Source organism: Stenotrophomonas sp. P5_B8, assembly GCF_054049855.1.
This window is the reverse complement of record NZ_JBFULO010000066.1, coordinates 1-14,058: the sequence shown is the minus strand read 5'-3', so window position 1 is coordinate 14,058 and position 14,058 is coordinate 1. Positions and strand designations below refer to the sequence as shown.

Annotated in this window: 12 protein-coding genes; 1 reads left to right on the top strand and 11 read right to left on the bottom strand. The window is 66.9% G+C overall.

The genetic code is table 11. From position 1 onward, the window contains the following. From guaB to ndk, 11 genes are all read right to left on the bottom strand, one after another. Positions 1-1,418: IMP dehydrogenase (guaB, locus tag ACXJKH_RS05955; protein ID WP_457318654.1), on the bottom strand; the 1,418-nt coding region annotated here is incomplete at its 3' end. A gap of 321 nt (positions 1,419-1,739) precedes the next feature. Beyond that, positions 1,740-2,621, bottom strand: a complete 882-nt coding sequence (folD, locus tag ACXJKH_RS05950) for a bifunctional methylenetetrahydrofolate dehydrogenase/methenyltetrahydrofolate cyclohydrolase FolD (protein ID WP_256773954.1) — start codon at positions 2,619-2,621, stop codon at positions 1,740-1,742. Positions 2,622-2,769: 148 nt separating this feature from the next. Beyond that, a complete protein-coding gene (locus ACXJKH_RS05945; RefSeq protein ID WP_457318653.1) occupies positions 2,770-4,596 on the bottom strand; it encodes a monovalent cation:proton antiporter-2 (CPA2) family protein in 1,827 nt (608 codons plus the stop codon). 255 nt (positions 4,597-4,851) lie between these two features. Then, on the bottom strand, positions 4,852-5,991 hold the full coding sequence (moeB, locus tag ACXJKH_RS05940) for a molybdopterin-synthase adenylyltransferase MoeB (RefSeq protein ID WP_457318652.1): 1,140 nt from the start codon (positions 5,989-5,991) through the stop codon (positions 4,852-4,854). 438 nt (positions 5,992-6,429) lie between these two features. After that, positions 6,430-7,821, bottom strand: coding sequence for a ribosome biogenesis GTPase Der (gene der / locus ACXJKH_RS05935; protein ID WP_457318651.1), 1,392 nt, complete (start codon positions 7,819-7,821; stop codon positions 6,430-6,432). Between the two features lie 12 nt (positions 7,822-7,833). Further along, the gene (gene bamB / locus ACXJKH_RS05930) at positions 7,834-9,042 is read right to left on the bottom strand and encodes an outer membrane protein assembly factor BamB (RefSeq protein WP_457318650.1); all 1,209 of its coding nucleotides are present in this window, start codon (positions 9,040-9,042) and stop codon (positions 7,834-7,836) included. Further along, a complete protein-coding gene (locus ACXJKH_RS05925; RefSeq protein ID WP_457318649.1) occupies positions 9,042-9,680 on the bottom strand; it encodes a YfgM family protein in 639 nt (212 codons plus the stop codon). The genes bamB and ACXJKH_RS05925 overlap by 1 nt, the downstream gene beginning before the upstream one ends. Positions 9,681-9,739: 59 nt before the next feature. Further along, positions 9,740-10,609 (bottom strand): helix-turn-helix domain-containing protein, encoded by an 870-nt coding sequence (locus ACXJKH_RS05920; RefSeq protein ID WP_457318648.1) that lies wholly within the window; start codon positions 10,607-10,609, stop codon positions 9,740-9,742. Positions 10,610-10,615: 6 nt separating this feature from the next. After that, a complete protein-coding gene (pilW, locus tag ACXJKH_RS05915; protein ID WP_457318647.1) occupies positions 10,616-11,413 on the bottom strand; it encodes a type IV pilus biogenesis/stability protein PilW in 798 nt (265 codons plus the stop codon). Then, a complete protein-coding gene (rlmN, locus tag ACXJKH_RS05910; RefSeq protein WP_457318646.1) occupies positions 11,400-12,605 on the bottom strand; it encodes a 23S rRNA (adenine(2503)-C(2))-methyltransferase RlmN in 1,206 nt (401 codons plus the stop codon). Before rlmN ends, pilW begins: the two co-directional genes overlap by 14 nt. Before the next feature lie 10 nt (positions 12,606-12,615). Then, positions 12,616-13,041 carry a nucleoside-diphosphate kinase gene (ndk, locus tag ACXJKH_RS05905; protein ID WP_038688788.1) on the bottom strand — a complete coding sequence of 142 codons (426 nt, stop codon included), beginning with the start codon at positions 13,039-13,041 and terminating at the stop codon, positions 12,616-12,618. Positions 13,042-13,362: 321 nt separating this feature from the next. On the opposite strand from ndk, the gene ACXJKH_RS05900 reads away from it, so the two are divergent. Next, positions 13,363-14,025 (top strand): TetR/AcrR family transcriptional regulator, encoded by a 663-nt coding sequence (locus tag ACXJKH_RS05900; protein ID WP_256773962.1) that lies wholly within the window; start codon positions 13,363-13,365, stop codon positions 14,023-14,025. Positions 14,026-14,058 lie beyond the last annotated feature (33 nt).

Sequence of the window (14,058 nt, the reverse complement as noted above, 5' to 3'; positions counted from 1 at the left end):
TCGTGGACGTGGCTCTCACGTTGGCCGGCGCCGCTGATCTTGACGAACTTCGGCTTGGTGCGCATGTCTTCGACGGTGCCGCAGCCCACGTAGCCCATGGTGGCGCGCAGGCCGCCCATCAACTGGTGGATGATGCCGCCAACCGGGCCGCGGTACGGCACGCGGCCTTCGATGCCCTCGGGCACCAGCTTGTCGGCGCTGGAGGCGTCCTGGAAGTAGCGGTCCTTGGACCCCTTCTCCATCGCGGCCAGCGAGCCCATGCCGCGGTAGCTCTTGTACGAACGTCCCTGGAACAGCTCGGTCTCGCCGGGCGATTCCTCGGTACCAGCCAGCAGGCCACCGATCATGATGGTGGAGGCACCGGCGGCCAGCGCCTTGCCGATGTCGCCGGAGTAACGGATGCCACCGTCGGCGATCAGCGGGATGCGGTCCTGCAGCGCCTCGGCGACCAAGTCGATCGCGGTGATCTGCGGCACGCCGACACCGGCGACSAYGCGGGTGGTGCAGATCGAGCCCGGGCCGATGCCGACCTTGACCGCGTCCGYGCCGCTGTCCAGCAGCGCCAGTGCGGCTTCACCGGTGCAGATGTTGCCACCGACGACCTGCACCTGCGGGAAGTGCTTCTTGACCCAGCTGACGCGGTCCAGCACGCCCTGCGAGTGGCCGTGCGCGGTGTCCACCACCAGCACGTCCACCCCGGCGGCGACCAGCGCCTCGACCCGGCGGTCGGTATCGCCACCGACGCCGACGGCCGCGCCGACCAGCAGGCGGGTGGCGGTGTCCTTGGCGGCGTTGGGGTAATCGGTGTTCTTCTGGATGTCCTTGACGGTGATCAGGCCGCGCAGGGCGAAATCATCGTTGACGACCAGGATCTTCTCGATGCGGTTGCGGTGCAGCAGCTGCAGCACTTCATCGGAGGCCGCGCCTTCCTTGACCGTGATCAGGCGATCCTTCTTGGTCATGATGTGGCGGACCGGATCGTCCAGCTCGGTCTCGAAGCGCATGTCACGGTGGGTGACGATGCCGACCAGCTGGCCGCCGCCGTCCACCACCGGCACGCCGGAGATGTTGCGCGCCTGGGTGAGGGCCAGCACGTCTCGGATGGTGGTTTCCGGGCCGACGGTGATCGGGTCGCGGATGACGCCGGCCTCGAACTTCTTGACCTTGGCGACTTCAGCGGCCTGCTGCTCCACGCTCAGATTCTTGTGGATGATGCCCATGCCACCGAGCTGGGCCATGGCGATCGCCAGGCGGGCTTCGGTGACCGTGTCCATGGCCGCGGAAAGGATCGGAAGCTTCAGCCGCAGGTCGCGGGTCAGCCGGGTTTCCAGGCTGACATCCTTGGGCAGGATCAGGGAGTGTGCGGGGACGAGCGAGACGTCGTCGTAGGTGAGAGCTTCAGCCTGGATGCGCAGCATCGGCATACCCGAGATGTGGGGAAGCGCGACATTTTACCCTGATTCGGCCGCCTTGGGCAGGGGGCGGATGCGACGGTGTGTCGCACCGGACCCGGTAGAGCCGACCGTTGGTCGGCTGCTCTTGGCGCGGTGGCACACCGATCCAGGCGCAGCCGACCAACGGTCGGCTCTACCCGAGGTCGCGGCTGCGCCAGATGCCGGTCAGCCCGGGATCGCTGCCGCGGCAGGTGTCGGTCTGCCCGGGATCACGGCCACAGCAGGTGCGGGTCGGCCCGGGATCACGGCCGCGGGAGGTGCCGACCGCGAGTCAGGACCAGACGGTCAGAAGGCTTCCGCCGCCTCGATGGTGTTCTGCATCAACGTCGCCACGGTCATCGGCCCGACCCCGCCCGGGACCGGGGTGATCCAGCTTGCGCGCTCGGCGGCGGCCTCGAAGCCCACGTCGCCGACCAGGCGGCCGTCGTCGAGGCGGTTGATGCCCACATCGATCACCACCGCGCCCGGCTTGACCCATTCGCCGGGAACGATGCCCGGACGGCCCACCGCCACCACCAGGATGTCGGCGTCACGCACGCTGCGCTCGAGCACGTCGCGCGGGGTGAACTTGTGGCAGCTGGTCACGGTGCAGCCGGCGATCAGCAGCTCCAGCCCCATCGGCCGGCCGACATGGTTGCTCACGCCCACGATGGTGGCGTTGCGGCCACGCACCGGCTGGTCGGTGTGGCCCAGCAGCGTCACGATGCCGCGCGGCGTGCAGGGGCGCAGGCCGAACTCGCGCAGGGCCAGGTGGCCGACGTTTTCCGGATGGAAACCGTCCACGTCCTTGCGCGGGTCGATGCGGTGGATGAGGCGGCTGGCGTCGGGGATACCCGGCAGCGGCAACTGCACCAGGATGCCGTGGATCTTCGGATCGTGGTTGAGCTGGTCGATCAGCGCCAGCAGTTCGGCCTCGGTGGTGCCGGCCGGCAGATCGTAATCGAAGGCTTCGATGCCGACCTTCTCGGCCGCGCGGCGCTTGTTGCGCACGTACACGGTCGAGGCCGGGTCACCGCCAACCAGCACCACGGCCAGGCCCGGGCGGCTGCCACCGGCGGCCAGACGGGCATCGACCCGGACCTTGAGGCTGTCCAGCAGGTCTTCGGCGATGCGGCGTCCGTCCAGGATGCGGGCGGGGGCGGCGGGTGCGGGGGTCGGTGAGCTCATCGAGGGCGGCAGGCGTGGGGGCGACGGTCGTCCATTGTCCCTGATTCAGGCCCCCTCGCCCACCGGTCGTGGTGGCCGCTGGCCCACGCCCCCATCCGCCCGGATGGCGCTGCATGGTTGCCGGCCAGCGGCCGGCACTACCTGATCGTCATTCCTCTTCCGGCAACGCGTCCGCGTTCAGCGTGCGCGCCTTGCGCTTGGGCGCAGTGAACGGCGTCGGCGTCGGCACGCCGGGCAGCGAATTACCGAACGTCATGTGCGCACCGGCGATGAGTCCGCCGCCAGCGATTTCCAGCTCGAAGCGCTCGGCATCGCGGCGACGGATCTCGCGGGCGATGGTCGCTGCATCCTCTTCGCCCAGGCCGAGTTCGACCAGCGCGGCCTCGCCGAAGGCGACCGCCGATTCGAACGTCTCGCGGATCTGGAAATCGACGCCGGCATGGATCAGGCGCAAGGAGTGTTCGCGGTCGAAGGAGCGCACCAGCAGCTTGGCCTGCGGGAATTGGTGGGCGACCAGTTCGACGATGCGGTCGGCCTGCGCGCTGTCGTTGACGCACACCGCGATGGCACGCGCCACGCCGGCACCGGAGGCGTGCAGCACGTCCAGCCGGGTGCCGTCGCCGTAGTAGATCTTGAAGCCGAACTTCTCCGCGCTCTGGATCATCTCGATGTCGTTGTCGATGATGGTCACGTCCACATCGCGCGCCAGCAGCGACTGGCTGGCGACCTGGCCGAAGCGGCCAAAACCGATCATCAACACGCTGCCGGACATGCCATCGGCCGCTTCCACGCCCTCCAGCGAGATCACGCGGTCGGGCATCAGCTTGTCGTGCAGCAGCACGAACAGCGGGGTCAGCGCCATCGACAGCACCACGATCGCGGTCAGGTTGGCATTGACCTCCACCCCGATCACGCCCGCCGCGGCAGCTGCGGAAAACAGCACGAAGGCGAACTCGCCGCCCTGCGCCATCACCACGCCTCTGTCCAGCGCCTGGCGGTGGTCGCTGCCCATGATCCGCGCCACCGCGTAGATGCACGCCGCCTTGGCCAGCATCAGCGCGAGCACGCCGGACACGATCAGCGGCCAGTTGTTGGCTACAACGGTCAGGTCCAGCGCCATGCCTACGCTGAGGAAGAACAGGCCGAGCAGAATGCCGCGGAACGGCTCGATGTCCGCCTCGATCTGGTGGCGGAAGGTGGATTCGCTGAGCAGCACGCCGGCCAGGAACGCGCCCATCGCCATCGACAGCCCACCCAGTTGCATCAGCAACGCCGCGCCGAGCACCACCAGCAACGCAGYGGCCGTCATGACCTCGCGCGCCTTGGCTGCGGCCAGGATGCGGAACAGCGGGTTGAGCAGGAACCGCCCCACCAGCACCAGCCCGACGATCGCACCCGCGCCGATGCCCACGCTGAGCCAGCGCGAAGTTTCACCGGCATCGGCCTGCACCGGTGCGATGAACGCGACCACCGCCAGCAACGGCACGATCAGCAGGTCTTCGAACAGCAGGATCGAGACGATCTTCTGGCCCGAGGGCAAGGCGATGTCGCCGCGCTCGGCCAGCAGCTGCATCACCACGGCGGTGGAGGTCAGCACGAAGCCGAACGCACCGATGAAGGCGACTTTGACCGGCAGGCCCAGCAACATGCACACCCCGGTGAGCACCGCGCCGCAGACCACGATCTGCAGCGTGCCCAATCCGAAGATTTCGTTGCGCAGCCCCCACAGGTGCGAGGGGCGCATCTCCAGTCCGATCACGAACAGGAACATCACCACGCCGAGTTCGGCGGTATGCAGGATGGCCTGGGGGTCGGCGAACCATCCAAAACCGAACGGACCGATCGCCAGGCCCGCGGCGAAATAGCCCAGCACCGAGCCCAGCCCAAGCCGACGGAACAGCGGCACCATGACCACTGCCGCACCCAGCAGGGCGACTACTTTCACCAGTTCACTGGCACCTGCTTCCACCGCCATGCGGTTGTTTCCCCGAACTACATTGATGGAGACAACGATAGGGCAAAGCTTCGGATGGAAGTAGCGTGCGTGTTAGGTTTTATCGTGCCGAAAACAGAACGATGACGGGACTCACTTGGCAGATCGTCTCGCAAACAGCGCCATAACACCGCGCAGACCCGGTAGAGCCGACCCATGGTCGGCTGCTCGCCCCGCCGGAGACCGCGCCAAGGACAGCCGACCATGGGTCGGCTCTACCCTGCCCCGCGACCCGCATCAGATGCTGTTGCAGAACGCGGCGTAGTCGATATAGCCGGGGAAGGCCCTGCCGGGCGCACACAGGGGGCAGTCCGGATCGGGGCGCAGGCGCGTCTCACGAAAATGCATGCCCAACGCATCGAAGGTCAGCAGCCGCCCGACCAGCGGCTCGCCCATCCCCAGCAGCAGCTTGAGCACTTCGGTGGCCTGCAGCAGCCCGACCATCCCCGGCAGCACGCCGAGCACGCCGGCTTCGGCGCAGTTGGGCGCGAATTCGGGCGGCGGCGGCTCCGGGAACAGGCAGCGGTAGCACGGCGCCTGCCCGCGATGGCGGCCAGCATCGAACACGCTGACCTGCCCGGTGAAGCGCTCCACCGCGCCGTACACCAGCGGGATGCCGTGCTGGATGCAGGCATCGTTGAGCAGGTAGCGCAGCGGAAAATTGTCCGAGCCGTCCAGCACCACGTCGACCCCGTCGAGCAGGGCATCCACATTCGCCGAGGTGACGCGCGCCTGCACCGCGTCGATGTCCAACTGCGGGTTCAGCGCCAGCAGCCGTTCGCGCGCCGACAGCACCTTGGGCGTGCCGATGCTGGCGTCGGTGTGCAGGATCTGCCGGTGCAGGTTGCTGCGCTCCACCACGTCATCGTCGGCGATGCGCAGGTGTCCTACCCCGGCGGCGGCGAGATAGAAACCGGCCGGCGCGCCGAGGCCGCCGGCCCCGACCATCAGCACGCGCGCAGCCAGCAATGCCTGCTGACCGGCCACGCCCACCTGCGGCAGCAGCAGGTGACGCGCATAACGTTCGTTGAAATCTGCGTCCGCCTCGCTCTGCAGCGGCTGCACCAGCGGCAGGCCGTCAGCACGCCAGGCGGTGGTGCCGCCGTGGACCGACGCCACGTGGGTATACCCGTGATCCAGCAAGGCAAGCGCGGCGTCCATCGAGCGCTTGCCGCTCTGGCAGATGAGGACGAACTCGCGGTCGGTGGCCGGCAGATGCGTCGCCGGCGCGGCCAGCAGGTCGCCCTTGGCGATGCCCAGCGCGCCTTCGGCCATGCCGCTKGCCCGCTCGTGCGCCTCGCGGACGTCGATCAGCAGGGCGCCGCTGGCGATGCGTGCGCGGGCCTGACCGGGGGTGAGTTCGGGAACGGTGCTCATGCGAGGATTATCGCGCAGACGGACAGGGGGATTGGGGGGCGGTAGAGCCGAGCCATGCTCGGCTGCTCCAGGCGTCGGTAATTGCTAGGTGCAAGGGCCTTGCCGAGCATGGCTCGGCACTACCGGGGTCGATCATTGCCGCGCTGCGCGTGGGCTGCCGAGAATGGCTCGGCACTACCGGGGTCGATCATTGCCACGCTGTGCGTGGCCTGCCGAGCGTGGCTCGGCACTACCGGGGTCGATCATTGCCGCGCTGCGTGTGGGCTGCCGAGCGTGGCTCGGCACTACCGGGTTCGATCATTGCCACGCTGTGCGTGGCCTGCCGAGCATGGCTCGGCACTACCGGCTTCGATCATTGCCACGCTGCGCGTGGCCTGCCGAGCATGGCTCGGCACTACCGGATGCGGAAGAGCCGGCTTTCGCCGGCTCTTCTTTGCATCATCGGCCCTTGACGTGCTTGATCAGGCGGCGCTTGCGCTTGACCTGGCGTTCGGTGAGGACGTTCTTCTTGCCTTCGTACGGGTTCACACCCTCGCGGAAGATGAACTGCACCGGCGTGCCGACCAGCTTGAAGCGCTTGCGGAAGAAGTTTTCCAGATAGCGCTTGTACGACTCCGGCAGATCCTTCAGGCGCGTACCGTGCACGATGAAGGTCGGCGGGTTGGAGCCACCCGGATGCACGTAACGCAGTTTGGACACGTGACCACGGATCGCCGGCGGCGGGTTGGTCTCGTAGGCCACTTCCAGCGCCTTGTTGACTTCGCTGGTGCTGAACTCGTGCGTCGCCGAGGCATGCGCGGCGTGGATGCAGCGGAACAGCTCGCGCAGGCCCGAGCCATGCTTGGCCGAGATGCGCACCACTTCGGCCCACGGCACGAAACCGAGCTTGCGCGACACCAGCGCTTCAGCCTGCTCGCGCTGGTAATCGGTCAGGCCGTCCCACTTGTTGATCGCCACCACCAGCGCACGACCGGCATCGAGCACCGCGCCCAGAACGCTGGCGTCCTGGTCGGTGACGCCTTCGGACGCGTCCAGCATCAGCACGGCCACCTGGCACTGCTCGATGGCCTGCAGCGTCTTGATCACGCTGAACTTCTCAACCACTTCCTCCACCCGCGCCTTGCGACGCAGGCCGGCCGTGTCGATCAGGCGGTATTCGCGACCGTCGCGCTCCATGTCCACCGAGATCGAATCACGGGTGGTACCGGGCACTTCGGAGGCGATCATGCGCTCTTCGCCGAGCAGCAGATTGACCAGCGTCGACTTGCCCACGTTGGGGCGGCCGACGAAGGCAATACGCACGCGGTCCGGATCGTTGTCGAGGGTTTCGGTGGTGCCTTCTTCCGGCAACCGCTCCACCACTTCGTCCAGCAGATCGTCCAGACCCTGGCGGTGGGCGGCCGACACGGTCAGCATTTCGGCGAAGCCGTAGCGGGCGAACTCCGAACGCACGGTATCTTCGTTCATGCCGTCGATCTTGTTGATCAACAGCACGGTCGGGCGCGCCAGCTTGCGCAGCCAGGAGAGGATCTCGTCGTCCATCGGGCCCTCACGGGCGTCGACCACGAACAGGATCAGATCCGCCTCGGCGGCGGCGGCGCGGGCCTGGCGGGCGGTAGCACCGGCCAGACCTTCTTCTTCACCGGCGATACCGCCGGTATCGACCACCAGGAACGGGTGGTCTTCGTTAAGACGACAAACACCGTAATTACGGTCCCGGGTCACGCCGGGCTGGTCATGGACCAGCGCGTCGCGCGTACGGGTAAACGCATTGAACAGCGTGGACTTGCCGACATTCGGCCGTCCAACCAGGGCGACCAAGGGCAGCATCGCGGTAACTCCTTATTGTGCCAACCGGAATGCGGTCAGCTTTCCATCAACGTTCTGCACCAGCAGAATCCCATCGGCGGCTACCGGTTGCGCCAGCAGGGCGTCGCCGCCACTTTTGGCGCGAGCTGCGAACTCGCCATTGTCGGTCCGCAACCAGTGCAGATACCCCTTGTAGTCGCCGACCACGATATAGTCGCCCTGCAGTGCCGGACCGGTCAGCGAGCGCCGGGCCAGGCCGGTCTGCGACCACATCGCGGTGCCACTGTTCTTGTCCAGGCCGAACACGCCGCCCTTGTTGTCGGTGACGAACACATTGCCCGAGGTCAGGGCCACGCCACCGGCGCCACCATGGTCACGGGTCCACAGCGGACGGCCGGTCGGGCCTTCGATCGCCATGGTCTGGCTCTTGAAGCTGCTCACGAACAGCGTATTGCCTTCCAGCACCGGGGCGCCGTCCACGTCGGACATGCGCTCCAGCTCGGTGCGGCCTTCACCGTTGGCGACCATCTGGTCCCACACGGTGCGGCCGTCGGTCATCGCCAGCGCAGACACGCTGCCGTCGTCGTTGCCGATGAACAGCACGCCCGGGCCGGCCACCACCGCCGCATTGCCACGCACGGTCAGTGCCGGCAGCTCGCGCGGGTTGAACCAACGCTGGGTGCCGTTGCCGGCGTCCAGCGCGGTCACGCGACCGTCGTTGCTGCGGACGAACACCATGCCCTGGCCAACGGCCGGGGCGGAAATCACTTCGCCGGTCACCTTGCCACGCCACTTTTCGGTGCCGTCGTTGGCATCGAGGGCGATCACCTGGCCATCAAGCGTACCGATCACCACCAGGCCTTCGCCGACGCCGGGACCACCGGACAGGCGCAGCTTGGGCTTCTTCTTTTCCTTGGCCGGCTCCCAGGTCCAGACCTTCTTGCCGGTCTGCAGGTCGATGGCGTRCACGCCACCGTAGATCGCCGCCGCATACACGCGGCCATCGGCCACGGCCGGGCCCTGGCGCACGCCGATGCGCTTCTCGCCCTTGCCGACGTTGACGCTCCAGAGCTTGTCGACCTTGACGGTCGGCTCGAACTTCACCAGTTCCGCCGGCTCGAGGGCCTTCTTGGYGGCCGCGTCCTTACCGGCGAACCACCCCTTGACGGTGGTGCAGCCGGACAACGCCACGCCCAACAGGACCAGGGTGGCAACGCGCTTGATCATGACCATCTGCTTCATTACACCGACTCCGCAGCATCGGTGACGTTGCCACCGGCATCCGTCACTTTGGTTTCAAGCAGACGCCGCTGCGGCGCTGCCACGTCCAGCGTCTTGAGCGCCTTCTCATACTGTTGCCGGGCAGCATCACGCTTGCCCTGCGCCATCAACACGTCGCCATGGATTTCCAGGCTGGCGCTGTCGGTGGCGTCGCCGAGCGCCTTGAGCGCCTCGTCATGCTTGCCGGTGGCCAGCAGCAGGCGCGCGATGCGCTGCTCGATGACCGGCTGGAACTCCGGGTCGGCCTTGATCGCGCGCAGGGTCGCCAGCGCGTCATCATTCTTGCCGGCTTCGACCTGGGCCTTGGCCAGCTGCAGCGCAGCCAGGTCCGAATAGATGTTGGCCTTGCCGTCGTCGAGCGCCTTCACGCCCTTGGCCGCTTCCGCCAGGTTCTTGTCCTGCAGGTGCTTGAGCACCGCCTGGTACTGGACATTGGCACCAGCAAGCGAGTTGCTGTGCTCCTTCTGCCACCACTGCCAACCGGCGATGCCGCCGATCGCGATCGCCACACCGGCGAGGATGCTGACACCGTTCTTCCGCAGCCAGCCGCGGACGCGTTCACTTTGTTCGTGCTCGTCGAGCAGGTCGTCGATCGCCATGCGTACTCTCGCCCCGCCTGTGAAGGAGGAGCTGTTTGAATTGGATTGGGAAACGCGGCTCAGTGCGGAACTGGGGCCACGGAGCCGTCAGAGGATACCGTAAAGCGTGCCACGTTGGCTCGCTGGTAGGGCGAAAGGTCGACGATAGTGCCGGCCTGCTGAACCTCGACCGCCGACGCGTTGCCGAGCGTCATGCGCCCGACCTGGCCGGGGCTGAAGCTGCGGGTGTCGCCGGACTTGATCAGGGCCTTTTCGACGGTACTGCCGTCCGGGGCGGCGATGTCCACCCAACTGTCGCCCTTGAACTGCAGGCTGAGCGCACCGGTCGGTGCCGTCGCGGCGGTGGCCGGGCGCGGCACGGGTGTCAACGAGGCCAGGTAAGGCGCCGACGGCGCGGCCGGGGTAGCCACGATCGGAGCCGCGTCCGGGTGGACCGACTCGGCCGGGGCCGGACTGCCGCTCATCGGAACCGCTGCCGGTACAACGTCCAGCGAGGCGGTACTGGGCGCGGCGGCGCTGCCATCGAAATGACCACGGGTGGCAAACCACACCGGCACCGCCAGCACGGCGGTGATACCGACATACAGCACCCGGCGGCCGAGACTCTCGGCGATGCGGCGCGCCCGCGGGGTGTGCGTATGGCTGACCAGCTGCGGCGGGACCACCGGCCCGATCCGGGCCTGTTCCAGCACGTCGCCCAGGTCGACCTTGAGCAGCCGCGCGTAACTGCGCAGCTGGCCGCGCACGAACACCGGCGCGCCGAGGCGCTGCCACTGCTCTTCTTCAAGCGATTTCACGACCTGCATCGGCATGTGCAACTGCTGCCCCACTGCTTCGAGCGTCAGTCCTGCCGCTTCCCGCGCCTGCCGGAGACGAGCTCCACAGCCGGCGGCGGTATCAAAAGCGTTCACAGTCTGGTCATCAATCACAATGCTTCAACCCCGGGGATTAGGTGCCGCATCCTGCGGAAATTCGTTGCGAATTCGCTGCAGATAGCGACCGGATGCCACGTCGTCGCCGAGCTGCGCCTCGATTTGAGACGCAAGTTGTAACACGGAACGTGTGGCCGGTGCAGCCGCGAGACGACGTTGCGAGAAGGCCCGGGCCTCGAAATACCGGCCTTGGGCGAACTCGCTGCGAGCCATCGACTCGAGGGCATAGGCGTTGGTCGGGTCCAGTTCGATGGCGCGGCGCAGGTCGCGGGCGGCCCGTTCGGACTGCCCCGCATCGAGCGCGCAGCCACCGGCATTGGCCAGCGCCGAGCCCGGCGTGGCGTAGCCGGGGGCCGCCATGGCGCGGTCGAACCAGACCAGCGATTCGGCGGCCTGGCCATGCGTACATAGCCAGGCGCCATAGTTGTTGAGTGCATCGCCCTGCCCCGGCGCCACGTCGACGGCCTTGCGGTACAGGGTGCCGGCCTCGGTGTCGGCACCGCGCTGRCTGGCGATGTTGGCCAGCAGCAGGTACGCGTCCGGGCGGCTGCCATCGATCTTCACCGCCGCGCGCGCCTTCTTTTCCGCCGCCTGGGCCTGGCCGGCGCGGAACGCTTCGGTGGCCAGGGTCATCTGGTCCTGGTAACCGACCCGCTGCCGGATCGACGCGTTGTCGCGGACCTCGTACACCGGCGCGACCGCCAAATTCCCGGTGGGCGGCCTGATACCTTGTTTACCGCAGCCGACCAATGCCAGCGCGATGAAAACAACGGCTGGCAATCGGATTTCAGGCAGCGGCATCCCGGCTCTTCCCTTCCTGCAATGTCTTGTTGAACTCGGCCTGGCGACGCGTGCGATCCAGCACCTGGCCCTTGAGCTGGCCACAGGCGGCATCGATGTCGTCGCCACGGGTGCGTCGCACCATGGTGAGCACCTGCGCATCCAGCAGGATCTTCTGGAACGCGCGGATTTCGGTATCGCCGGAACGCTCGTAGCGCGTGCCCGGGAACGGATTGAACGGAATCAGGTTGACCTTGCCTGCGTGCGAGGCCTGCACGGCGTTGTCGAACTGGCGCATCAGCCGCGCCAACTGCCGGGCATGCTCGGGCTGGTCGTTGATGCCCTTCATCAGGGTGTATTCGAAGGTGACCGATTCGCGGCGCTTGTTGGCGCGCAGGTAGCGCGCGCACGAGGCCATCAGCTCGGCGATCGGGTACTTCTTGTTCAGCGGGACCAGCGTCTCGCGCAGCGCATCGTTGGCCGCGTGCAGCGACACCGCCAGAGACACATCGCTTTCCGCCGACAGCCGATCGATCTGCGGCACCAGGCCGGAGGTCGACAGGGTCACGCGCTTGTTGGCCAGGCCGTAGCCCAGGTCGTCGCGCATCACGCTCATGGCGCGCACGACGTTGTCGAAATTCATCAACGGCTCGCCCATGCCCATCATCACCACATTGGTGAGACGACGCTGCTTGTGCGGGATGTTGCCCAGATGACGCGCGGCCACCCACACCTGCCCGATGATTTCGGCGGTGGAGAGGTTGCGGTTGAAGCCCTGGGTGGCGGTCGAACAGAACGTGCAGTTCAGCGCGCAGCCGACCTGCGAGGACACGCACAGCGTGCCGCGGTTCTTGTCCGGGATGTAGACCGCTTCGATGGCGTTCTTGCCATCGCTGCCCATCGCCAGCAGCCACTTGTGGGTGCCGTCGGCGGAGGGTTTGTCGAACACGATGTTCGGGACCAGGACCTCGGCATGCTGCTTGAGCTTGGCGCGCAGCGCCTTGCCCAGGTCGGTCATCTCATCGAAATCGGTGACGTAGTGGTGGTGGATCCACTTCATCACCTGATGGGCGCGGTAGCGCGCTTCGCCGAGCGTGTCGGCGAAKAAGCGCTCCAGACCCTCGCGATCGAGGTCGAGCAGGTTCTGCTTGGCCACCGGCATGCTCGGGACGAGCACGACGGGGATGGCGGTTGGCTGTACGACCTCGTTCACGGCATCACTCTCAGCGCGAGACGACTTCGGTCGCGGCAAAGAAGTAGGCGATTTCGATCGCGGCGTTCTCGACCGAGTCCGAGCCGTGGGCGGCATTGGCATCGATGGATTCGGCGAAGTCGGCGCGGATGGTGCCCGCAGCGGCTTCCTTCGGATTGGTGGCGCCCAGCAGGTCGCGGTGGGCCAGCACGGCGTTGTCGCCTTCCAGCGCCTGGATCATCACCGGGCCGGAGATCATGAACTCGACCAGCGCGTTGAAGAACGGACGCTCACGGTGCACGGCGTAGAAGCCTTCGGCTTCACGGCGCGACAGCTGCTTGTACTTGGCGGCGACGACCTTCAGGCCGGCCTTTTCGAAGCGGGCGTAGATTTCACCGATGACGTTCTTGGCGACGGCGTCCGGCTTGATGATGGAAAGGGTGCGCTCCAGCGCCATGGGAATTCTCCGTTGGGCGGGCCACTGATCGGCCCGAGATTAACATGAAAAAAACCCGCGTCAAAACGCGGGCTTAGCCTGATATACGTGAGGCAATTCTAACGTGTAACCCGCCCCCGCGGTAGTGCCGACCGCTGGCCGGCAACGCCCTGTGTGCCGTGGTGATCGGCCTGTTCAGGCAATGGCGTGGTTGCCGGCCAGCGGCCGGCACTACCGGGAGGGGCGGATGAACGAACGCCCGTTTCTGCTGCGCCGCACAATGCGCCAGCGCAGCCCCAGGTCTAATATCAAACAATCGTTTGATTGAACTCTGCCCGCCCCATGGCCAAGCCCGCTCATTTCTCCACCAAGGACCGCATTCTCGGCGCGGCCGAGGAGCTGTTCGCCCAGCATGGCTTTGCCGGCACCTCCCTGCGCCAGGTCACCAGCCAGGCCGACGTGAACATCGCGGCGGTCAACTACCACTTCGGGTCCAAGGAAAACCTGGTCAACGAGGTGTTCCGTCGTCGCATGGACGAGATGACCGCCGCCCGCCTGGCCCAGCTGGACAGCGCCCGCCGCGAGCATCCCGGCCAGCTGCGCCCGGTGCTGGCCGCGTTCGTCGAACCGGCGCTGGCGATGGCCCAGGACCGCCAGACCGGCGGCGCCTTCGTGCGGGTCATCGCCCGCGCCTATGCCGAGAAGAACGACAACCTGCGCAAGTTCCTCTCCGACCACTACGGCCATGTACTGCGCGATTTCGGCAAGGCCATCGCGGCCTGCGTGCCGGAGCTGAGCAAGGAAGAGCTGTACTGGCGGTTGGACTTCCTGGCCGGGTCGCTGACCTATGCGATGGCCGATTTCGGCCTGATCAAGCGACCCGCCGGTGTCACCGAAGCGGCGCATCGTGCCCATGCCGCCCGCGAACTGATCCATTTCGCCGAAGCCGGTTTCCGCGCCAGCGCGGTCATCGACGCTCCGACGACCTCCCTCTCCACCCCGTAGAGCCGGGCGTTGCCCGGCTTCCAGACAACCAAA